This window comes from Rhodovulum kholense, assembly GCF_003053725.1.
GTDB lineage: Bacteria > Pseudomonadota > Alphaproteobacteria > Rhodobacterales > Rhodobacteraceae > Rhodovulum > Rhodovulum kholense.
Genome location: NZ_QAYC01000002.1, coordinates 154,228 through 173,906 on the forward strand (window position 1 = coordinate 154,228; position 19,679 = coordinate 173,906).

Genomic DNA, 19,679 nt, shown 5'->3' on the forward strand with positions numbered 1-19,679 from the left:
TCCGCCGATTCGTGGCAGTCTGTCGGCATGACAGACCGCCCCGATCGCCCCGCCGCCGACACCTTCTTCCGCGCCTTTCTGGTGTCAGGCTTCTTCGCCTTCTTCGTGCTGCTGATCCTCGTCTGGGTGACGGCCGGGTACGGCTGGGCGCTGGCGCTGGCCGGCGCGATCTGGTTCGCGCTGCATCTGGCGACCGCCTGACCGGTCACAGCGGCCACAAAAGCGGGATCAGCAACGCCGACAACAGACCCATGGTCAGGTTCAGCGGAATCCCCACGCGCAGGAAATCGGTGAAGCGGTAGCCGCCGGGGCCGTAGACCATCATGTTGGTCTGATAGCCGATGGGGGTCGCGAAGCTGGCCGAGGCGGCGATCATGACCGCCACCACCAGCGGCCGCGGATCGACGCCAAGCGCATGGCCCAGCCCCACGGCAATCGGGGTCACGACGACGGCAACCGCGTTGTTTGTGACCAGTTCGGTCAGCACCGAGGTCAGCAGGTAAACCGCCCAGACCACGAAAAAGGGCGGCAGTTCGGCCAGATAGGGCGCCAGCCCGTCGACGATCAGCTTGACCGCACCCGAGGATTCCAGCGCCGCGCCGACCGCCAGCATGGCGAAGATCAGCGCCAGCAGACGGCCCTCGACGAAGGTAAAGGCCTCTTCGGCATCGATGCAGCGCGCCGCCAGCACCAGCGCGACCGCTGCCACCGCCAGCATCAGGATCGGCGCGACTCCCAGCGCCGCCAGCACCACGATGCCCACCAGCGCGCCGATGGCGATGGGCGCCTGGGTCCGGCGATAGGCGCGGCCCGAGGGATGGGTGATGTCGACCAGCCCCATATCGGCCGCCAGCCGCTTGATGTCGGCGGGCGCACCCTCCAGCAGCAGGGTGTCGCCGACCCGCACCACCAGATCGTCGAGCTGACGCCCGATATTCTGGTTCCGCCGGTGCGCGGCCAACACATAGACCCCGAATTTCCGCCGCAGCCGCAGCGAGCCCAGCGTCTGCCCGATCATCTTGCAGCCGGGCGAGATCAGCACTTCGACCGTCGAGGTCTCGACCGCCGACAGCTGATCGACCCGGCGCAACGACTTGTTGCGCTGCAGCGACAGCAATTCGGTCACCTGGGTCCGCAACACCACCCGGTCGCCGGTCTGCAACGTCACGCCGCCAAGATTGCGCCGGAGCGACTCGTCGCCCCGGATCACGTCGATCAGCCGGACGCCCTCGCGTTTGAACAGCTGCACGCCCGTGACCTCGCGGCCGATCAGGTTGCTGTCGGGCGGGATCACCGCCTCGGTGAAGAACTTCATCTTCGACTTGTCGGACAGAAGGTCGGCCATGCTGTCGCGGGCGGGCAGCAACCGGCGCCCGAAGACGCGCAGATAGATCATCCCCCAGGCGACCAGTACCAGTGCCAGCGGCGTCACCTCGAAGATCGAGAAGGGCTCCAGCCCCTGGGCCCGCGCCACCCCGTCTACCAGCAGGTTGGTCGAGGTGCCGATCAGCGTCAATGTGCCCCCGAGGATCGCAGCATAGCTGAGCGGGATCAGAAGCTTCGAGGCCGAGACCCCGAGGCTGCGCGACAGTTGCACGAAGACCGGCAGCATCACCACCACGACCGGCGTGTTCGATACGAAGGCGGACGAGATCAGCACGAAACCCATCAGCGTGGCGATGGCGCGCCTGGGCTTCTGCTTGCCGCCGCGCTCGGCGGCATGGATCACCCAGTCGAGCGCGCCGGTTCTGACCAGCGCCCCCATCACCAGGAACATCGCGGCGATGGTCCAGGGGGCGGGGTTCGACAGCACCCGCAGCGCATCCTCGTAGGGCAGGATGCCCAGAACCAGCATCACCGTGGCGCCGCAGATCGCGATCACCTCGGCAGGATAGCGTTCGCGCACGAAGGCCACGAACATCGCGGCCACGACCGCCAGCGCCAGCAGCGCCATGCCGGTGGGGGGGAGCGAAAGCGGGATCATCGACGGCCCTTCACTGGCTTCAGGACAAGTATGTGCGCCCGGCCCGGCCTCGGCAAGCGATGCGGCCCGGGCCGGCAAGGTCGCGGCGGCCAACGCGGATTGCTCCGCCCGGCCGCGCGCCGTCGCAGGAAAGATCGCCCCGAGGGCGTCCGGTCGGCCCGCAAGGGGCTGCCGTCATGGCGCGGCCTGCTCCAGCCGTCCGCCCTGGCGGATCATGCGCACGCGCGTGGCGCGGCCGGTGCGGTCGTCGGTCTCGACATAGACGCCCGACAGGGTCGCCTCGCCCATGGCCGGAGTAAAGCGCGTCTTCGACATGCCGGTGATGAAACGCCGCATCGGTTCGGCCTTGTCCATGCCGATGACCGAATCGTAATCGCCGCACATGCCGGCATCGGTCAGATAGGCGGTGCCGTCGGGCAGGATCTGGGCGTCGCCGGTCGGCACATGGGTATGGGTGCCGACGACAAGGCTGGCACGGCCGTCGCAATAATGGCCCAGCGCCATCTTTTCCGACGTCGCCTCGCAATGCACGTCGACCACTGCCGCCTGGGCCAGCCCCCCCAGCGGATGCGCCTTCAAGACGGTCTCGATGGCCGAGAACGGATCGTCGAAGGGCCGCTTCATGAAGACCTGGCCAAGCACCTGCGCGACCAGCACCTTGCGCCCGCCCCGGGCGTTGAACAGCCGCGCGCCCTTGCCCGGCGCCCCCTTGGCGAAGTTCAGCGGCCGCAAGATGCGCGGTTCCTGCTCGATGAAACCCAGCATCTCTTTCTGGTCGAAGGCATGATCGCCCAGGGTCACGCAATCGGCCCCGGCCTCAAGCAGCCCCTTGGCATGGGCAGGCGTCAGTCCGGCCCCCGACGAGGCGTTCTCTCCGTTGACCACAACGAAATCGAGGCCCCAAGCCTCGCGCAGGGCCGGAAGGCGGTCGGCCACGGCCGACCGGCCCGAGCGGCCCATCACATCTCCGAGGAACAGCAATTTCATGGCCGTCAGCCCTAGGACGGAGCGGCCGCGCACGCAAGTGTCTTAGGGCAGGATCACTTCCGCTTCGGTAACGATCAGATCGAGCGGCAGGTCGGTCGGCTCGGCCGGAAGGTCCGGCAGTTCCTGGCCCGCATAGGCCAGCCCGACCGCCAGAACGGGGCCGCGCGCGCGCAAAAGCGCCAGTGTCCGGTCATAGAACCCGCCGCCATAGCCCAGCCGGATACCCCGCCGGTCGAAGGCCAGAAGCGGCACGATCAGCACCTCCGGGACCATCGGCCGCGGCTCGGACGGAATCGAGACGCCGAACGATCCCCGCTCCATCGCGCAATCCGGCGTCCAGAGCCGGAAGGACAGCGGCAGCGCCGCCCCCTCGATCACCGGCACCCCGACCGGCCCGCGCGCGCCCAACGCCGCCATCGCCGGACGCGGGTCAAGCTCGGACCGGATCGGCAGATAGCCCGCGGCGGGGCGGCCCAGATGAGGCGCCAGCACCGCGTCGAGCCGGGCCAGAGCTTCGGCGGCGCGGGCTGGGTCATGGACGACGGCGCGCCGTGCCTGCGCCTCGGCCCGAAGCGCGGCCTTCGCCGCGACGATCACAACAGCACCACCGAGGCGAGCCCGAGAAACGCGAAGAAGCCGACGACATCGGTCACGGTCGTCACGAAGGTCCCCGAGGCCAGCGCCGGATCGACCCCGAGGCGGTCCAGCATGACCGGCACCAGGATACCGGCCAGCGCCGCGACCCCGAGATTGATGATCATCGCCGCCGCGATCACCATCGCCAGCGTGCCCGAGCCGAACCACAGGACCCCAACCGCGCCCATCACCAGTGCGAACAGCACGCCGTTGATGACGCCTACGGCCAGTTCGCGCCGCACGACGCGCCAGACGTTCGAGCCGGTCAGGTCCTTCGTGGCCAGCGCGCGGACCGCGACGGTCAGCGACTGGGTCCCGGCATTGCCGCCCATCGAGGCGACGATGGGCATCAGCACGGCCAGCGCCACCACCTGGGCGATCGCGGTTTCGAACTGGGCGATCACCAGCGAGGCGACGATGGCGGTGCCGAGGTTCACCAAGAGCCAGGGCACGCGCTGGCGGCAGGTCTCGACCACCCGGTCGCTGAGACTGCTGTCGCCGACCCCGGCCAGACGCAGGATGTCTTCCTCGTGTTCCTCGTCGAGGACGGCCATGGCATCGTCGATGGTGATGATCCCGACCAGCCGCCCGGCATCGTCGACGACGGGCGCCGAAATCAGGTGATACTGGTTGAAGGCATAGGCGACCTCGCCTTCCTCCTGGGTCGCGGGAATGGTGCGGAAGCTTTCCTCGAACAGCTCGGTCAGCTTCACCGACCGGCGCGAGGACAGAAGCTTGCCAAGCGTCACATAGCCCACCGGCCGGATGCCGGGATCGACCACGATGACATGGTAGAACTGGTCGGGCAGCGCCTCCTTGTGGGCGCGCAAATGGTCGATGGTCTCGCCCACGGTCCAGTGTTCGGGCGCGCGCACCACCTCGCGCTGCATCAGACGGCCGGCAGAATATTCCGGATAGGTCAGCGCCTGTTCGACGGCCAGCCGGTCGGCATCTTCCAGCGCGTCCAGAATCACCGCCTGCTGGGGTTCGTCGAGATCTTCCAGAAGGTCGACGACGTCGTCGGATTCAAGCTCGCGGACGGCCTCGGACAGGACATCGCGCGGCAGGAAGGCGATCACCTCCTCGCGCAGGCTTTCGTCTAGCTCGGACAGCACCTCGCCGTCGAAGAAGCTCGATCCCAGCAGCAGGATCTCGCGCCGGTGGCCGCTGTCGACCTGTTCCAGAAGGTCGGCGATGTCGGCCGGGTGCAGCGGTTCCAGCAGTTCGCCAAGGCGCACCCGGTCGCCCGCGGCCACGGCCAAGCGGATCGCGGCAACCGTCCGGTTGTCGAGACCGTAGCCCTCTTCCTCGGGCTCAACCTGGTCGATGACCTCGTCTTCCATGCCTGCCTTTCCGCTGCCTTGTCCGCACCATAACCATTGCCCGTTGCAGGCAACAAGGTCGGATGCAGGCCGCGCGCGGCCTCAGGCCCGAGCATCGGCCAAAAACCTTTCCGGAGGCTTCAGAAAGCCGAGGCGCGCGGCCGTCGCGCGGGTTAAAGCCCCGCCAGACGCCGCGCGATCCGGGTCTGGGCCGCCACGGCCGTGCCAAGATCGTGGGTGACGATGCGGCCGTCGCGCACCACCTGCCGCCCCTCGACGAACAAATCGCGCACCCGGTTCGGCCCGGCCAGCAAGATAGCGGCCCGGTCCCAGAGCCCGGCCGCCTCGATCCCCGACATATCCCAGATCGCCAGATCCGCACGCATGCCCGGGGCCAGCCGCCCGCAATCGGGCCGCCCCAGCACATCGGCGCCGCCCCGGGTCGCGATTTCAAGCGCCTCGCGCGCGCTCATCGCATCGGCGCCGAGCGCGACCCGCTGCAACAGCATTGCCTGCCGCGCCTCGCCGATCAGGTTGCCGCCGTCATTGCTGGCCGACCCGTCGACGCCAAGACCCACCCGCACCCCGGCATCGCGCATCGCCCGCACCGGCGCGATCCCGGACCCGAGCCGGCAGTTCGAACAGGGGCAATGCGCGACCCCGGTGCGGGATTGTGCGAAAAGTGAAATCTCGCGGCCGTCCAACTTGACGCAATGCGCGTGCCAGACATCGTCGCCGGTCCAGCCCAGATCCTCGGCATATTGCCCGGGGCGGCAGCCGAACCGGTCCAGGGAATAGGCGATATCCTCATCGTTTTCGGCCAGATGCGTGTGCAGCCGAACGCCCTTGTCGCGCGCCAGCAACGCCGCGTCGCGCATCAGCTCGGGGCTGACGGTGAACGGTGAGCAGGGCGCGACGCCGACCCGGATCATGGCCCCGGGATCGGGATCGTGAAAGGCGTCGATCACCCGGATGCAGTCTTCCAAAATCGCGGGCTCAGCCTCGACCAGCCCGTCGGGGGGAAGACCGCCCTTCGACTCGCCGATGCTCATCGCCCCGCGGGTCGCATGGAACCGGATTCCGACCTCGCGCGCCGCAGCGATGGTGTCGTCAAGCCGCGCGCCGTTCGGGTAGAGGTACTGATGGTCCGAACTCATGGTGCAGCCCGACAGCGCCAGTTCGGACAGGCCGACCAGGGCCGAGACGCGGAATTCCTCGGGGCCAAAGCGCGACCAGATCGGATAGAGCGTCTTCAGCCAGCCGAAAAGCAGCGCATCCTGGGCGCCCGGCACCGCGCGGGTCAGGCATTGCGACAGGTGATGGTGGGTGTTCACAAGCCCCGGCGTCACCAGACACCCGTCGGCCCGGACGATCTCGGCCCCCTCGGGCGCAAGGCCCGTGCCAATCTCGGCCACGCAGCCGTCGCGCAGCCGCAGATCGGCCCCGGCCAACTCGCGCCGCTCGTCATCCATGGTGACGATCAGCTCGGCGCCCTGGATCAGCACATGGCCCATGGGTCAGTCCGCCGCCGAAAGGATCGCCAGCGCCTCGGCATGGATGCTGGCATTGGCGGCCGCAACCACCCGCCCGCCGTCATGGGCGGGCCCGCCCTTCCAGTCGGTGACGATGCCGCCCGCCGCCTCGATCACCGCGATCGGGGCCTGAATGTCATAGGCATGCAGCCCCGCCTCGACCACCAGATCGACATGGCCCATGGCCACCAGCGCATAGGCGTAGCAATCCATGCCATAGCGCACCATCTGCGCCTGACCGGCCAGCGCGGCAAAGGCGCGCCCCTCTTCCGGGGTGCCGACCTCGGGGAAGGTCGAAAAGACCGAGGCCTGGGACAGAGGGCGCGGCGCGCGGGTCGCAAGCCTGCGCTGACCATGGGGCCCGGAAAACTCGGCCCGCCCGAACCCGCCCAGAAGGCGTTCGCCAATATAGGGTTGGTCGATGATCCCGAGGATCGGGCCACCCGCATCGGCAAGCGCGATCAGAACGCCCCAGGTGGGCGTGCCACATACGAACCCGCGGGTTCCGTCGATCGGGTCCAACACCCAGGTCAGCCCGCTGCGGGACGAGGTGCCATCAAGCTCTTCGCCCAGAACGCCGTCCTCGGGGCGGCGGTCCGCGAGAATCGCGCGCATCGCCGCCTCGGACGCGCGATCGGCGCGCGTGACCGGGTCGAAGCCCGTCCCGGCCTTGTTCTCGACTCCGAGGGTACCGCTGCGAAAATGCGACAGGGTGGCCGCGCGCGCGGCGTCCGCCAGCGCATGCGCGGTCTCGATCAGGGAGTCGGCTTCCGTATCTTTCATCCGGCCTCCGGCAGACTTGCGGACGGGGCGCTGATGCGCCTGCCACTTGGGCGCTAGCCTTGCTACGCTCGTCCGTCAAGCACCGGTTTCAGGCCACGTCGCTCAGCACGCGCGCCAGTTCGAAGAGCCGCCGCCGCTGGTTCTCGGGGATGGCATAGTAGGAGCGCACCAGTTCCAGCGCCTCCTTGTCCGACAAAAGATCGTCGGGCATGCCGGAGGTCGCCTGCTCTGCGGTGCGGCCGTCGAGGCCCTCGAAGAAGAAGCTGACCGCGACGTCGAGCGCATCGGCGATGTCCCACAGACGGGAGGCGCTGACGCGGTTCATGCCGGTCTCATACTTCTGAATTTGCTGGAACTTGATCCCGACCCGTTCGGCCAGTTGCTGTTGGGTCATGCCCACCATCCAGCGGCGGTGTCGGATACGTTTGCCCACATGGACATCTACAGGGTGTTTCATTGGTGAACTCCTCTACCGACGAACATATAGCAACACCTGTGCCAAGCGAACGGGGAAACGCTCTCGCCCCATGACTTTGCTAATAAACCCGTAACAAAAAAGGCAATTTAAATTTGTACGATCCCGGGGGCAGTGCACGAAATTGGTTAAGTACAGCGACTCAAGCTCGCGTAATGGTTGCATGTCGCGAATCTGAAAGAGCACCTTCGCATTTCGCAAACAACCTTTAGACAGGTGTCCTTTGCATTCTGCGAAAGAGGGGGGTCGCTGGTCACACCACCCTGGCCCCACTAAGGTTACCGCCGTGTCAGTCTACACCATTATACGGAGTTTCGATGCGCCTTTTCCAGCTTGACCGGATCGGAGACCGGCCCCGCCTGACCGAGGCAGACTGCCCCGCACCAGCCGTGGGCGAGGTCAGGGTGCGGATCGCGGCCTGCGGGCTCAATTTCGCCGACCTCCTGACCATCGAGGGCCGCTATCAAGAGCACCCTCCCCTGCCCGCAACCCTGGGCATGGAACTGGCCGGAACCGTCGACGCCCTGGGCGAGGGCGTCGATCCGGGCCTGCTGGGCACGCGCGTCGCGGTCTTTGCCGGATCGGGCGGGCTGGCCGAGGCCGGCTGTTTTCCCGCGACGCGCTGCCTGCCCCTGCCCGAGACCATGAGCTTCATCGAGGCTGCGGGGTTTCAGATCGCCTATGGGACCTCGCATGTGGCCCTGTCGCACAAGGCGCGGCTGGCCCCGGGCGAGACGCTGCTGGTCACCGGCGCGGCCGGCGGGGTCGGGCTGACCGCGGTCGAGATCGGCAAGGCGATGGGCGCCACCGTGATCGCCTGTGCGCGCGGCGCCGACCGGCTGGAGGTCGCGCGGGAAGCGGGCGCCGACCACCTGATCGACAGCGACGCGGGCGATCTGCGCGCGGCGGTGCTGGCGCTTGGCGGGGCGGACGTGGTTTACGATCCGGTCGGCGGGCCGCTCTTCGCCGAAGCGATGCGGACCTGCCGTCCCGACGGGCGGCTGCTGGCCATCGGCTTTGCCTCGGGCGAGGTGCCGCAGATCAAGGCCAACCACCTGCTGGTCAAGAACCTCTCGGTGATCGGGCTTTACTGGGGCGGCTATCTGGCCTTCCGCCCCGAGGTGCTGACCGACAGTCTGGCGACACTGTTCCGCTGGCATGCCGAAGGCCGGCTGCATCCGCATGTCAGCCATGTGCTGCCGCTCGAGCGCGCGGCCGAGGGGTTGGAGTTGCTGCGCCAGCGCAAGGCGACCGGCAAGGTCGTGATCGCGATGCACTGACCGGCGCCTCACGGCGCCCGATAGGCCTGCCTGATCAGTTCGGCCAGGGCGCCGATCACCGGCCCGTCGGCAAGGTCCGAGGCATAGAGGTTGATCTGGGTCGTCTTCAGATCCGGCAGCGCGCCGCCGTGCTGGATACGCTCGACATAGGGCGGCAACGCCCCGTCCACCGAGGTATGGACCGCGAGATCGGCGCTGACGCTGGCCTCGACGGTCCGGCTTGAATCGCTTTCGACCGTCATCACCCAGGGAATGCCCGCGCGGTCTAGAGCGGCCTGCACGCCCTGGCGGAAGATACAGGTATGTTCGTAGGCCAGCCGCAGCGGGCGCTGGCGCCAGGCGGTCCCGCCGATGGCACCCACCCAGACCAGCGGCAGTTCGGTCAGCGTCTCGCCGGTCGGGCCGCAGCGATCCTCGGTGGTCAGGATGATGTCGACATCGCCGCGCCGGAACATCTCGCGCAGACGCATCGTGTAGGACGAGATCAGCTGCACCTTGACCCGGGGAAAATCGCGGGCGAACCGGTTCAACACGAACGGGATCGCCGGATAGACGATGTCATGGGGCACACCCACCACCACCTCGCCCTCGTATTCCTGCGCGGTCATGCGCGCATAGACCTCGTCGTTGAGGCTGAGGATGCGCCGGGCATAACCCAGAAGCTGTTCGCCCGAGGCGGTCAGCTTGACCTTGCGTTCGGTCCGGTCGAGCAGTTGCAGGTCAAGCGCCTCTTCCAGCCGCTTGATCTGCATCGACACCGCCGATTGCGTGAGGTTCAGAAAACCCGCCGCCCGCGTCACGCCGCCGGCATCCGACACGGCCACGAAAGAGCGCAGGGCGGTCATGTCCAGATTGCGCGCCACATCAAGATTCCTGATTCAAACCATAACCATCATTCGTTTGAAGAATGGACCACAATCCGGCATACATATCAAGGATGATGATGGGACAGCGTCGTTCCATCAAGATTAACGTAGGTGAACCACCATGGCGCAAGTCAGCACGAATATCCGCGCGGCCCGCGACCTCGGCAATGCCGGCGTCGTGAAACGGATTCTTCTGGGGCTGAGCGCTGCACGCCAGCGCCGTCAACTGATCGAGCTGGATGACCGGCAATTGCGCGATATCGGCCTGACCGCCGAAGAAGCGCGCGCCGAGGCGCGCCGCCCGGTCTGGGACGTCCCGCAAAACTGGCTGCGCTGAACCGCCGCTGCGTCCTGCCGCGAAACCTTCGGTGAATGCCGCGCGTTTGACCCCCGCAAGGCTTGAAATGGGCCCCGCCCCTGCCGATATACCCCGGCAATGGCGGGGCTTTTGCGCTTGACCGCCGGTAATGGACCAATGAGGAGGCTGTCAATGGCTGACTACAACACGATCCGCGCCGGGGCGACGGGCGTTCGCACCGCGCAGATCGACGAGGGCCTTCGCGCCCATATGAACAAGGTCTACGGCACCATGTCCGTGGGCATGCTGATCACCGCGCTGGCGGCCTGGTCGATTTCCGGGCTGGCCGTCACCGACATGCCGACCGCCGTGCAGATCGGGGCCGACAAATACCTGACAGGCCTTGGCCAGGCGCTTTACACCTCGCCGCTGAAATGGCTGATCATGTTCGCGCCGCTGCTGTTCGTCTTCGGCTTCTCGGCGGGCATCAACCGGATGTCGGCGGCCACGGCGCAGGTCGTGTTCTACGCCTTCGCCGCGGTCATGGGCCTGTCGATCAGCTCGATCTTCCTGGTCTTCACCGGCATCTCGATCGTGCAGACCTTCCTCGTGACCGCGATCGCCTTTGCGGGCCTGTCGCTCTGGGGCTACACCACCAAGAAAGACATCTCGGGCTGGGGATCGTTCCTGATCATGGGCGTGATCGGCCTCGTGGTGGCCTCGATCGTCAACATCTTCCTGGCCTCCCCCGCGATCATGTTCGCGATTTCTGCTCTGGGCATCCTGATCTTCGCCGGGCTGACCGCCTACGACACCCAGAAGATCAAGACCGACTATCTGCAGCATGCCCATGCGATGGACAGCGAGTGGCTGGGCAAGTCGGCGATCATGGGGGCGCTGAACCTCTATCTCGACTTCATCAACCTGTTCATGTTCCTGCTGCAGTTCCTCGGCAACCGCGAGTGACCTGACGCATCAGGACCTGACTTTTCCAGACCCGCCGGACCTCGCGTCCGGCGGGTTTCTTCTTGCGCCCGGGCTGCCCGGCCAAAGGGGATTGCGCGGTCGCGGATATTAGTTGATAAAAACACTAGGGATTGAGTCTCGGAGGGAGAACTGTCGATGCGACCCCATTTTGACCGCCGCGCCGGGCGCGCGGGCACGACCCTCGCGGCCAGGACCGGCGCCTGTCTCGCAACGCTTCGGATCTTTGCCAGGGACTGGGACACAGCCTTCGCCGAGACCGCCGAAGGGGTGGTCTTCGACCTGTACCGAGGCGGACGGCACGCCGCCCTGATCGGCCGAAACGCGGCCCGCGCCCGGTCCTCGAACCTGTCCTGAAGGGTGAGATGCCGGGCGCGACGGCCGCAGTCAGCAGATCCGCGGCAGCTGCTCGCCCACCAGCATGTCGACGATGCGCGCCCCGCCGAAGGCGGTTCGCATCCGGACCTGACCGGGATGGTCTGCGGTGGCGCGCCCGATGATGACGGCATCGCGGCCTTCCGGCCGGGCGCACATCGCGGCCAGCGCGGCCTCGGCCTCGGCCTCGGGGACGAAGAGAACCAGCGTTCCCTCATTGGCCAGATAAAGCGGGTCGAGCCCCAGGATCTCGCACAGGCCCTTGACCTCGTCGCGCAGCGGCAGCGCCTCCTCCTCGATCTCGACGCCCACACCCGCCGCCTCGGCCATCTCGTTCAGCGCGGACGCCAGCCCGCCCCGCGTCGCATCGCGCGCGGCCCGGGTGCCGGGGGCGGCCGCGATCACCGCCTCCATCAGATGGCCCAGCGCCTGACAGTCGGACCGGATGTCGGTCGACAAGGCCAGATCGCCCCGGGCAGCCAAAATCGTCGCGCCGTGATCGCCAAGCACACCATTCACCAGCGCCACATCGCCGGGGCGGATGCGGCTGGCGGCCAGATCGCGCCCGGGCGGGATCGCGCCCACACCGGTCGTGGTCACGAAGACCCCGTCGGCGGCACCGCGCCCCACGACCTTGGTATCGCCGGTCACGATCCGCACGCCTGCGGCCTCGGCCTCGGCCGCCATCGTCGCCACGATCCGGCGCAGAAGGGCGATCTCGGTCCCCTCCTCGATGATGAAGGCCGCCGACAGCCACAGGGGCCGCGCGCCCCCCACCGCAAGGTCATTCACCGTGCCGCAGACCGCGAGCTTGCCGATATCGCCGCCGGGAAACTCCAGCGGCGTGACGACGAAACTGTCGGTGGTCATCGCGAGCCGCGCGCCCAGCTCGGTCAACGCCGCATCCGACAGCCGCGCCTGATCCTCCATCGCGTCGGGGCGGAAGGCCGCGGCGAAGACCTCGTCGATCAGATCGCGCATCGCCCGCCCGCCTCCGCCATGGGAGAGTGTGACATGGGTATCGCGCAGCCGCCCCCGGGTCGGCACATTCATTCCACAATCTCCGGGCATTCCACAGCCTCCGGAGCGCGGGCGCCGCCATATTGCCAATAGGCCGCGCAGGCCCCTTCGGAACTGACCATCAGCGCGCCCAGCGGCATCTCGGGCGTGCAGCCACGGCCGAATTGCGGGCAGGCCGTCGGCTTGATCCGGCCGGTCATCACCTGGCCGCAGGCACAGCCCTCGGGCTCGGCTACCACACGCGGTCCGGCGGCATAGCCGACACCGAATTTCTCTTCGGCGTCAAAGGCGCGATATTTCGCCCGGATCCGAAGCCCCGACTGGTCGATTTCTCCGAGGCCCCGCCATTCGAAGGACGGACGTTTCTCATAGACGTCGGTCATGGCCGCAAGGCTGACCGGATTGCCATGCTCTGGCACCACGCGGGCATACTGGTTTTCCACCTCGGCGCGACCATCCCGGATCTGGGTCAGCACCATCAGCACCGATTGCAGCAGATCCAGCGGCTCGAACCCCGCCACCACGATGGGCTTGCCATAGTCCCGCGCGATGAAATCGTAGGGGTGGATGCCGATCACCATCGAGACATGCCCCGGCCCGATGAACCCGTCGAGCACCATATGCGGATCGTCGAGCAGCGCCCTGATCGGTTCGGGCACGGTGATGTGGTTGCAGAAGACGCTGAAATTGCCCAACCCCTCGCGCGCGGCCTGCTGGATCGACAGCGCGGTCGACGGCGTCGTCGTCTCGAAACCGAGGCCGAAGAAGACGACCTCGCGCCCCGGACTGCGGCGCGCCAGCTCCAGCGCGTCGAGCGGCGAATAGACCATGCGGATATCGGCGCCCGCGGCCTTGGCCTGCATGAGCGACATCTTCGTGCCCGGCACCCGCATCGCATCGCCGAAGGTGGTGAAGATGACGCCCGGGCGGTTCGCAATCTCGACGCATTCGTCGACCCGCGCCATCGGCAGCACGCAGACCGGACAGCCGGGGCCGTGGATGAACTCGACCCCCTCATGTACCAGCTTGTCGAGCCCGTAGCGGAAGATCGCATGGGTGTGCCCGCCGCAGATCTCCATGATGTGGACCGGGGCCGCGCGCGTCGCGCCGATCTGATCGGCCAGCGCGGCGATGCGGGCCAGAACGGCCTTCGCGGCCTTCGGGTCGCGGAATTCGGTCGCGTATTTCATCCCTGCCCCTCCAACGCCTTCGCGCCCTCGGCCATGGCCTCGGCCGCCTCCTGCGCCTCGCCCAGATCATGAAGCGCCTGCAGCGTCTTCGCGGCCTCGTCGGCGTCGATCCGGGCCATGGCAAAGCCCACATGGATCAGCGCCCATTCGCCCACCAGATCCTCGGCCGGGCCGTCGAGGATGCAGGCCACGTTCACCTCGCGCCGCACCCCCGAAACCTCGGCCAGCGCCATCATCCGTGCGGCATCGGTCACCGCCACGATACGGCCGGGAATTCCCAGACACATGTCAGTCCTCCTCGTTCTGGGCGACCCGGCCCGCGGGACCCGCGATCCCGTAGCGATCGAGCTTCGCCCTCAGCCCCACCCGCGACAGGCCCAGTTCGGCGGCGGCGCGGCTCTTGTTCCAGCGATGCCGGGCCAGGGTCTCGCGCAGGATCCGCATCTCCATCAGCTCGACCCGGTCCTTCAGCGACCCGGTCCGCGCCAGCACCGCATCGGCCGAGCGGTCGGCGCCCTCGTCGCCGGGCGGTGCCTGCAGGATGTGGCGCGAGATCAGATCGGCGCCCAGCACCTTGTCCTGGGCCAGCACCAGCATTCGCGCGATCTCGTTGCGCAACTCGCGCAGGTTGCCCGGCCAGTCGTAGTTTTCCAGAAATTCCAGCGCCGCCTCGTCGAGCCCGTGCACCGGCTTGCCGTGGCTCGCCGAGAGCTCGGCCAGCTTGGCCTGGGCCAGCAGCGCGATGTCGCCGCGCCTGGCGCGAAGTGGCGGCACCGCGATCTCGCCCGCCGCCAGCGCATAGTACAGATCGGCGCGGAACCGGCCCCCGGCGACCAGCGCCTTCAGATCGGCGCCCGCGCCGCAGATGAGCCTGAGATTGGTGCCAATCGTTTCCTGACCGCCGACCGGCGTGAAGGCGCCTTCGGTCAGCACCCGCAACAGGGTCAGCTGCAGCCCCAACGGCGCGGTCTCGATCCCGCCGAGGTAAAGCGTGCCGCGATCGGCCTTCTGCATCAGCCCGATCCGCGCGACGCCCCCCGCCAGCACGCCGCGTTTCGCGCCCATCAGCTCGATCGCCGCCAGATCCTCGGGCAAACCGGCAAGGTTGAGGTCATAAAACGGCTTGTCGGCGCGCAGCGAGGCATAATGCATCGCCCGCGCCAGCTGCGCCTTGCCGGTACCGGGTTCGCCCGTCAACACCACCGGCAAGTCGAAGCCGGCAAAGCGGCGCGCCATCTGCACCACGTCGGCCATGGGCGAGTTGGGCGCGCGCAGCACGGTTTCGAACCCCATGCCCTCACGCAGCGCCTTGCGGCGCTTCTCGACCCGCGACTCGGCGGTCGAGGCCAGAAGCCGCATTTCCAGCGCCATCCGCTCGTTCTCGCGCGACAACTGGAAAAGCTGCGCCGCGTTGCGGGCCGCCACCAGAAGCTGGTCGGGATGCCAGGGCTTGGTCAGGATCTGGTGAATGCCGGCCTCGTTGATCGCCGCCACCATGGCCGAGCTGTCGGTATAGCCGGTCACGATCAGGCGCACCGTCTCGGGCCAGCCTTCGCGGACCTCGGACAGGAACTCGACCCCAGAGCGCCCGGGCATGCGCTGGTCGCAGAGGATCACCTGCACCCATTCGTCCCGCAGCACCGCCATCGCCGCCTCGGCATCGGCGGCGGTCAGCACCTCGAACTCGTCCTCCAGCGCCATCCGCATCGCGGCCAGCGAATGCGGCTCGTCATCGACAAGCAGGACCGCAGGGCGGGCGCTGGCCGGGGCCATCAGGCGGCGGCCCCGGCGGACTTCTCGGCCAGCCGCGCGGTCAGCCAGTCGATCCACGCCTTCATCCCCTCGCCGGTGCGGGCCGACACGCGCAGGATCTCGATGCCGGGATTGACCCGCCGGAGATTGGCCTCGTAGAGGTCCAGATCGACATCGCAATGCGGTGCCAGATCGGTCTTGTTCAGGATCGCAAGCCGGGCGACCGTGAACATGTCGGGGTATTTCAGCGGCTTGTCCTCGCCCTCGGTGACCGAGAGGATCGCGACCTTGGCATCCTCGCCCAGATCGAAGCCCGCCGGACAGACCAGATTGCCGACATTCTCGATGAACAGCATCGCCCCTCTCGGCAGCGCCAGATGGTCCATCGCATGGCCCACCATATGGGCGTCGAGATGGCAGCCCTTGCCGGTATTGACCTGAATGGCCGGGGCGCCGGTCGCGCGGATGCGGTCGGCATCGTTCGAGGTCTGCTGGTCGCCCTCGATCACCGCCAGCGGCCGCGCGCCCAGCTTCTCGATGGTGCGGCACAGCAGCGTCGTCTTGCCCGAACCGGGCGACGAGACGAGGTTGACGGCAAAGGCGCCCAGCGCCCGCAGGACCCGGCGATTGCCATCGGCAAAGGCATCGTTCTTCGACAGGATGTCGGTCTCGATCTCGATCAGCCGCGCCTGCGACATGCCCGGCACCGACACCCCGGCCGCACCCGCGCCATAGTGCAGGTCGCCATCGTCGCCATGGTGGTGGTGCCCGTGAGCGTGCCCGTGGTCATGGACGTGGTCATGCGTGTGATCATGGTCATGGCCATGCTTGTGGCCATGATGGTGATGATGATGAGGGGCATCCTGCCCGTGATCCTGGGCCTGCCCCCTTGCCTGCCCTTCCAGCGTCGCGCCGCCGCACCCGCATACCGTGCACATCACACCACCTCCATGTCCTTGATCCGCATTTCGTCGCCCCCCACGGGCATCAGCCGACCGCCGCCGCAGCGCGGACAGGGGTCGAGCCGGTTCTCGATCTCGACCTCGACGCCGCAATCGTAGCACAGGGCGCGTCCGGGCAGGTCGATCATTTCAAGCCGGGCGCCCTCGGCCGGGCTGCCCCGCATCACCACCTCGAAGGCGAATTCCAGCGCCGGTTTCTCGACCCCGGCAAAGCGCCCTATTTCAAGCCGCAGAAGCCGCACGGCCGCGAACCCGTGCGCGCGCGCCTGATCCTCGACGATCCCGCGAATGCCTTCGCAGAGCGACATCTCATGCATGGGCGGCCTCGTCGAAGACAACCGGCACGCACGGGTCGAGGATACCGACCACCAGCGGGGCCAGATCGGCCTTGCCGGACCGCAGGCTTTCCAGAGAAAGCTGCAGCGCCCCGCCCCGCGCGCAAAGGTGATCGGTCGGCGTCAGGCGGCGAAAGGCCGCGACGCGCCCGTCCTCGACCCGCGCCGACAGGGAATAGGTCCCCCGTGCCGCGGGCACGCGAACGATCCCGCCTCGGGTGTCGGGGGTAGTGGGAAACTGGCCGGTCAGGCAGGCCTCGAGATCGACCAGCCGCGCCGCCGCGCGCCAGAGCGGGCCGCGCCCGTAGCGCGCTTCGATCTCGGCCAGCAGCGGCGATGTGCGGTGCCGCAGCCAGGGCGAGTTCTCCTCCGCAGCCGCGTCAAGCGCAGGTCCGGGGTCAGCCGGGGGCAGATCGGCCACCGCCTCGCCCGGCGCGAACCGTCCGGCGAGTGCCGCCAGAACCGGCGCCACGCCCGCCCCCGCCGCCAGCCAGCGGTCAAGCGCGTCGGGCGCGGGGCAGCGGCCCGGGGGGCCGAAGACCGCGCGAGCGACATCGCCGCCCGGCAGCGGCGCGGGCGGCAGGCCCAGCGCGCGCGGCCAGAGCACGAAAAACCGCATCAGATGGTCGCGCAGGATCTCGTCGGCCAGCGCCGCGCGGTCCTCGGGCCGTGCGGGCAGCCCCAGCGCCACGCGGCCCCCCAGCGACTGCGCGGCCCGGCAGAGGTTGAAGATCCGCGGCACCAGCAGGGCGGCCTCCTCGACCCGGCGATGCAGCAGCAGGGCCTCGAGCGCGGGCGGGGCCGGCGGCTCGATCCGCGGCCCCGCGCCGGTTAGGACGATATGAAGGGCCGCGCTCACGCGCCCGGCGCCTCCGCCGGACGGTCCTCGGCCCCGGCGGCCAGACCGCCCGAGATCACCGCGCGCCGGGTCGGGGCGCCCGAGACTTCGCCTTCGGCGGCCTCGGCTTCCGCCACCTGGGCTTCGGCCAGGTCCGTCTCGCGCGCGGTGCGGATGTCGGCGGCGCGGTCGGTCTCGGCCCGGTTCTCGGCCTTGAACAGCTCGACCATGACCGCCCGGGCGACCTCGACCGCCTGCAACTGACTGGCGAAATCGTTCATCGGCGAGAACAGCGAACAGGCCTTGTAGCCGCCCACCATCGGCCGGACATTGTGGATGAATTCGTACGCGCCCGACGGAAAGCAAAGGTCTTCCTTGGCGCCCGCGGTCAGGCCGGACCAGTCCTCGCCCTCGGCGGGCAGCAGGATCAGGTTCATGAACCAGGGCGCCACCAGCACCCCCAGCGGGCGGCCCTCATAAAGCGCGAAGCCCACCGCCTCGACATGCAGCGAGGCGTTGACCAGGGGCACGTCGCGCATTTTCGAATGCCAGATCTCGCGGAACTCGGCCTCGAGCGCGGCGGTGCGGTCGGCAATCCAGGCCGCCGTCGCGGCCTCGGCGGCGCCGGGGTCGTCCTTGACCATGAACTGGGCCTTCCGCGCGTCGCAGGTCGGGCAGGTCCAGTCCTCGGGCAGCGCGGCGAAGGGGGTGCCGGGCAGCACCTGGCGGAAATCATCGCCCTCGGCCGGGTCGTAGACCGTCCAGCAGATCTTGCATTCCATCACCGCCGCCGCGCTGATCCGGTCGTCGCGGCCGCCATAGCTGCCTTCGAAGCGGGCGGTCATCGGATCGCCTCCAGCACTTCGCGGATGCGCCCGGCGCTGTCGGCCAGATCCTCGGGCGCGGCCAGCACCACCTCGGGCATGTCGGTGACCTCGAACGTGTCGAGGATCAGCGTGTCCATCGAGTTGAAATACTGCACCCGCCAGACATTCGCCGTGGCGGTGGCGGTGATCCGGCAATTGCCATAGCCGCGCGACAGGACCGTCACCGCCCCTTCGCCCAGCGCCGCGTCAAGCCAGGCCAGATCGCCCTCGGTATGGGGCAGCAGGGTCAGGTTGACCACATGCGGGTCCTTGCCCTTGCGCCAGGCGGCCGACCGGTCAAGCAGCTCGACCAGCAGCGCCGGGGCGTTGAAGACATCGAGCCCCTTCGGCGCGTCGAGCCCCAGCGCCGCGCGCTGCGGCGCGAAGGCGATCCTGGCGCGCGCAGGCACCGCGCCGACCTCGACCCGGTCGACGCCTGCGCCCATCACCCGCCAGACCCCGGCAAAGACGCTTTCCTGAACCGCGACCGCGGGCACGCCCTGGATACGCACCGACACCTCGCCCTGCCCCAGCGCCTCGGTCAGCAGATCGCGTGCCTCGGGCGGCAGGTCGCCCAGCTGAAAGCTTTCGCCCTCGCCGGTCGCGGCGGCGCGCTCGCAGGCAGCGGCGACGCGCTCCAGCAGGGCAAGCGCCGGTTCGGCGGCATCGGTATTGTCGATCTCGGGCAGATGCGCCGCATAGGTCCGCATGCCCGAGGGCATCTGCATATAGCCAAGCTCGTCATCGGCGGGTTGCGATCCGGGGCCGAAGCCGGTGGGGGGCAAGTGAAAGCCGGAAACCATGATGTCCTCCTCAGGCGTCGGTCAGCGACAGGATATGCGCGGTGCGGGCGAGGTAATCGTCCCAGTCGCGGATCTTCTGGATATCGCCCAGAAGCTGCCCCTCGCGGTAGAAGATGAAGCCCGGGGTCTTCAGCGCCCGGGTCGTCTCGCGCAGTTCGGCCTCGATCGCGTCGTCGACCAGCGCGCAGTCGAAGGCGCCCTGAAACGCCTGCCGCAGCTCGGGCAGGATCACCGCCGCATCGGCGGTCTCGAGGTTGCGCACCGGGTCGCCGGGCACGAAGAGGCAATGCACCCCCGGCCGCGCGGTGAAGGCCGCGACCCCGGCCATGTCGGTCAGCCTCGGCCAGCCGAGATCGGTTTCGAGACGGGCAATCAGCGGGTGGGTCATGGC

23 protein-coding genes are annotated in these 19,679 nt (G+C 68.3%); 5 read left to right on the top strand and 18 right to left on the bottom strand.

What is annotated here, in order from left to right:
* The first annotated feature begins 27 nt into the window (after window positions 1-27).
* On the top strand, window positions 28-201 hold the full coding sequence (locus tag C8N38_RS21360; RefSeq protein WP_158272293.1) for a hypothetical protein: 174 nt from the start codon (window positions 28-30) through the stop codon (window positions 199-201).
* Window positions 202-205: 4 nt separating this feature from the next.
* Here the strand turns inward: C8N38_RS21360 and C8N38_RS03460 are convergent, their stop codons facing one another.
* The 7 genes from C8N38_RS03460 to C8N38_RS03490 form a co-directional block, all read right to left on the bottom strand.
* On the bottom strand, window positions 206-1,984 hold the full coding sequence (locus C8N38_RS03460) for an SLC13 family permease (protein WP_108023975.1): 1,779 nt from the start codon (window positions 1,982-1,984) through the stop codon (window positions 206-208).
* A 174-nt stretch (window positions 1,985-2,158) separates the two neighbouring features.
* Window positions 2,159-2,971 carry a TIGR00282 family metallophosphoesterase gene (locus C8N38_RS03465; protein WP_108023977.1) on the bottom strand — a complete coding sequence of 271 codons (813 nt, stop codon included), beginning with the start codon at window positions 2,969-2,971 and terminating at the stop codon, window positions 2,159-2,161.
* A 42-nt stretch (window positions 2,972-3,013) separates the two neighbouring features.
* Entirely contained in the window at window positions 3,014-3,565 is a 552-nt protein-coding gene (locus tag C8N38_RS03470) for a 5-formyltetrahydrofolate cyclo-ligase (protein WP_108024454.1), read from the bottom strand.
* Window positions 3,565-4,950, bottom strand: coding sequence for a magnesium transporter (mgtE, locus tag C8N38_RS03475; protein ID WP_108023979.1), 1,386 nt, complete (start codon window positions 4,948-4,950; stop codon window positions 3,565-3,567). The genes C8N38_RS03470 and mgtE overlap by 1 nt, the downstream gene beginning before the upstream one ends.
* Window positions 4,951-5,102: 152 nt before the next feature.
* Entirely contained in the window at window positions 5,103-6,443 is a 1,341-nt protein-coding gene (locus tag C8N38_RS03480; RefSeq protein WP_108023981.1) for an 8-oxoguanine deaminase, read from the bottom strand.
* A 3-nt stretch (window positions 6,444-6,446) separates the two neighbouring features.
* The gene (gene hisN / locus C8N38_RS03485) at window positions 6,447-7,244 is read right to left on the bottom strand and encodes a histidinol-phosphatase (protein WP_108023982.1); all 798 of its coding nucleotides are present in this window, start codon (window positions 7,242-7,244) and stop codon (window positions 6,447-6,449) included.
* An 88-nt stretch (window positions 7,245-7,332) separates the two neighbouring features.
* Window positions 7,333-7,701 (bottom strand): helix-turn-helix domain-containing protein, encoded by a 369-nt coding sequence (locus tag C8N38_RS03490; protein WP_108023984.1) that lies wholly within the window; start codon window positions 7,699-7,701, stop codon window positions 7,333-7,335.
* 335 nt (window positions 7,702-8,036) lie between these two features.
* Here C8N38_RS03490 and C8N38_RS03495 point away from each other — a divergent pair, with 335 nt between their 5' ends.
* Complete coding sequence (locus C8N38_RS03495) at window positions 8,037-8,999, top strand: NADPH:quinone oxidoreductase family protein (RefSeq protein ID WP_108023986.1); 963 nt, start codon at window positions 8,037-8,039, stop codon at window positions 8,997-8,999.
* Window positions 9,000-9,007: 8 nt separating this feature from the next.
* Here the strand turns inward: C8N38_RS03495 and C8N38_RS03500 are convergent, their stop codons facing one another.
* Window positions 9,008-9,862 (bottom strand): LysR family transcriptional regulator, encoded by an 855-nt coding sequence (locus C8N38_RS03500; protein WP_108023988.1) that lies wholly within the window; start codon window positions 9,860-9,862, stop codon window positions 9,008-9,010.
* A 124-nt stretch (window positions 9,863-9,986) separates the two neighbouring features.
* Between C8N38_RS03500 and C8N38_RS03505 the strand changes: the two genes are divergently transcribed.
* The 3 genes from C8N38_RS03505 to C8N38_RS03515 all read left to right on the top strand — a co-directional run bounded on the left by C8N38_RS03505 (window position 9,987) and on the right by C8N38_RS03515 (window position 11,504).
* Complete coding sequence (locus C8N38_RS03505; protein WP_108023989.1) at window positions 9,987-10,202, top strand: YjiS-like domain-containing protein; 216 nt, start codon at window positions 9,987-9,989, stop codon at window positions 10,200-10,202.
* A 153-nt stretch (window positions 10,203-10,355) separates the two neighbouring features.
* The gene (locus C8N38_RS03510; RefSeq protein WP_108023991.1) at window positions 10,356-11,129 is read left to right on the top strand and encodes a Bax inhibitor-1/YccA family protein; all 774 of its coding nucleotides are present in this window, start codon (window positions 10,356-10,358) and stop codon (window positions 11,127-11,129) included.
* Window positions 11,130-11,285: 156 nt separating this feature from the next.
* Window positions 11,286-11,504 (top strand): hypothetical protein, encoded by a 219-nt coding sequence (locus C8N38_RS03515; protein WP_108023993.1) that lies wholly within the window; start codon window positions 11,286-11,288, stop codon window positions 11,502-11,504.
* A 30-nt stretch (window positions 11,505-11,534) separates the two neighbouring features.
* On the opposite strand, the gene hypE is transcribed toward C8N38_RS03515, so the two are convergent.
* The 10 genes from hypE to C8N38_RS03565 are packed head-to-tail and all read right to left on the bottom strand — an operon-like array spanning window position 11,535 to window position 19,676.
* Window positions 11,535-12,575: a hydrogenase expression/formation protein HypE gene (hypE, locus tag C8N38_RS03520; protein ID WP_108023995.1), complete on the bottom strand. Its 1,041-nt coding sequence runs from the start codon at window positions 12,573-12,575 to the stop codon at window positions 11,535-11,537.
* The gene (hypD, locus tag C8N38_RS03525; RefSeq protein ID WP_108023997.1) at window positions 12,572-13,732 is read right to left on the bottom strand and encodes a hydrogenase formation protein HypD; all 1,161 of its coding nucleotides are present in this window, start codon (window positions 13,730-13,732) and stop codon (window positions 12,572-12,574) included. The genes hypE and hypD overlap by 4 nt, the downstream gene beginning before the upstream one ends.
* A complete protein-coding gene (gene hypC / locus C8N38_RS03530; protein ID WP_108023999.1) occupies window positions 13,729-14,019 on the bottom strand; it encodes a HypC/HybG/HupF family hydrogenase formation chaperone in 291 nt (96 codons plus the stop codon). Before hypC ends, hypD begins: the two co-directional genes overlap by 4 nt.
* 1 nt (window position 14,020) lies before the next feature.
* Complete coding sequence (locus C8N38_RS03535; protein ID WP_108024001.1) at window positions 14,021-15,505, bottom strand: sigma-54-dependent transcriptional regulator; 1,485 nt, start codon at window positions 15,503-15,505, stop codon at window positions 14,021-14,023.
* The gene (gene hypB / locus C8N38_RS03540; protein ID WP_108024003.1) at window positions 15,505-16,422 is read right to left on the bottom strand and encodes a hydrogenase nickel incorporation protein HypB; all 918 of its coding nucleotides are present in this window, start codon (window positions 16,420-16,422) and stop codon (window positions 15,505-15,507) included. Before hypB ends, C8N38_RS03535 begins: the two co-directional genes overlap by 1 nt.
* Window positions 16,422-16,763, bottom strand: coding sequence for a hydrogenase maturation nickel metallochaperone HypA (gene hypA, locus C8N38_RS03545; protein WP_108024005.1), 342 nt, complete (start codon window positions 16,761-16,763; stop codon window positions 16,422-16,424). The genes hypB and hypA overlap by 1 nt, the downstream gene beginning before the upstream one ends.
* Window positions 16,756-17,640, bottom strand: a complete 885-nt coding sequence (locus C8N38_RS03550; RefSeq protein WP_108024008.1) for a hypothetical protein — start codon at window positions 17,638-17,640, stop codon at window positions 16,756-16,758. The genes hypA and C8N38_RS03550 overlap by 8 nt, the downstream gene beginning before the upstream one ends.
* Window positions 17,637-18,464 (bottom strand): [NiFe]-hydrogenase assembly chaperone HybE, encoded by an 828-nt coding sequence (gene hybE, locus C8N38_RS03555; protein ID WP_108024010.1) that lies wholly within the window; start codon window positions 18,462-18,464, stop codon window positions 17,637-17,639. The genes C8N38_RS03550 and hybE overlap by 4 nt, the downstream gene beginning before the upstream one ends.
* Window positions 18,461-19,288, bottom strand: coding sequence for a hydrogenase expression/formation protein (locus C8N38_RS03560; RefSeq protein ID WP_108024012.1), 828 nt, complete (start codon window positions 19,286-19,288; stop codon window positions 18,461-18,463). The genes hybE and C8N38_RS03560 overlap by 4 nt, the downstream gene beginning before the upstream one ends.
* Window positions 19,289-19,298: 10 nt before the next feature.
* Window positions 19,299-19,676, bottom strand: a complete 378-nt coding sequence (locus tag C8N38_RS03565) for a thioredoxin domain-containing protein (RefSeq protein WP_108024014.1) — start codon at window positions 19,674-19,676, stop codon at window positions 19,299-19,301.
* Window positions 19,677-19,679 lie beyond the last annotated feature (3 nt).

Coding starts and splice junctions, on each gene's coding strand:
- C8N38_RS03510 (WP_108023991.1), top strand. CDS start 10,356: ATGGCTGACTACAACACGATCCGCGCCGGGGCGACGGGCGTTCGCACC.
- C8N38_RS21360 (WP_158272293.1), top strand. CDS start 28: ATGACAGACCGCCCCGATCGCCCCGCCGCCGACACCTTCTTCCGCGCC.
- C8N38_RS03515 (WP_108023993.1), top strand. CDS start 11,286: ATGCGACCCCATTTTGACCGCCGCGCCGGGCGCGCGGGCACGACCCTC.
- C8N38_RS03480 (WP_108023981.1), bottom strand. CDS start 6,443: ATGGGCCATGTGCTGATCCAGGGCGCCGAGCTGATCGTCACCATGGAT.
- hypB (WP_108024003.1), bottom strand. CDS start 16,422: ATGTGCACGGTATGCGGGTGCGGCGGCGCGACGCTGGAAGGGCAGGCA.
- hypA (WP_108024005.1), bottom strand. CDS start 16,763: ATGCATGAGATGTCGCTCTGCGAAGGCATTCGCGGGATCGTCGAGGAT.
- C8N38_RS03560 (WP_108024012.1), bottom strand. CDS start 19,288: ATGGTTTCCGGCTTTCACTTGCCCCCCACCGGCTTCGGCCCCGGATCG.
- mgtE (WP_108023979.1), bottom strand. CDS start 4,950: ATGGAAGACGAGGTCATCGACCAGGTTGAGCCCGAGGAAGAGGGCTAC.
- hypE (WP_108023995.1), bottom strand. CDS start 12,575: ATGAATGTGCCGACCCGGGGGCGGCTGCGCGATACCCATGTCACACTC.
- hisN (WP_108023982.1), bottom strand. CDS start 7,244: ATGAAAGATACGGAAGCCGACTCCCTGATCGAGACCGCGCATGCGCTG.
- hypD (WP_108023997.1), bottom strand. CDS start 13,732: ATGAAATACGCGACCGAATTCCGCGACCCGAAGGCCGCGAAGGCCGTT.
- C8N38_RS03495 (WP_108023986.1), top strand. CDS start 8,037: ATGCGCCTTTTCCAGCTTGACCGGATCGGAGACCGGCCCCGCCTGACC.
- hybE (WP_108024010.1), bottom strand. CDS start 18,464: ATGACCGCCCGCTTCGAAGGCAGCTATGGCGGCCGCGACGACCGGATC.
- C8N38_RS03505 (WP_108023989.1), top strand. CDS start 9,987: ATGGCGCAAGTCAGCACGAATATCCGCGCGGCCCGCGACCTCGGCAAT.
- C8N38_RS03565 (WP_108024014.1), bottom strand. CDS start 19,676: ATGACCCACCCGCTGATTGCCCGTCTCGAAACCGATCTCGGCTGGCCG.
- hypC (WP_108023999.1), bottom strand. CDS start 14,019: ATGTGTCTGGGAATTCCCGGCCGTATCGTGGCGGTGACCGATGCCGCA.
- C8N38_RS03535 (WP_108024001.1), bottom strand. CDS start 15,505: ATGGCCCCGGCCAGCGCCCGCCCTGCGGTCCTGCTTGTCGATGACGAG.
- C8N38_RS03460 (WP_108023975.1), bottom strand. CDS start 1,984: ATGATCCCGCTTTCGCTCCCCCCCACCGGCATGGCGCTGCTGGCGCTG.
- C8N38_RS03465 (WP_108023977.1), bottom strand. CDS start 2,971: ATGAAATTGCTGTTCCTCGGAGATGTGATGGGCCGCTCGGGCCGGTCG.
- C8N38_RS03490 (WP_108023984.1), bottom strand. CDS start 7,701: ATGAAACACCCTGTAGATGTCCATGTGGGCAAACGTATCCGACACCGC.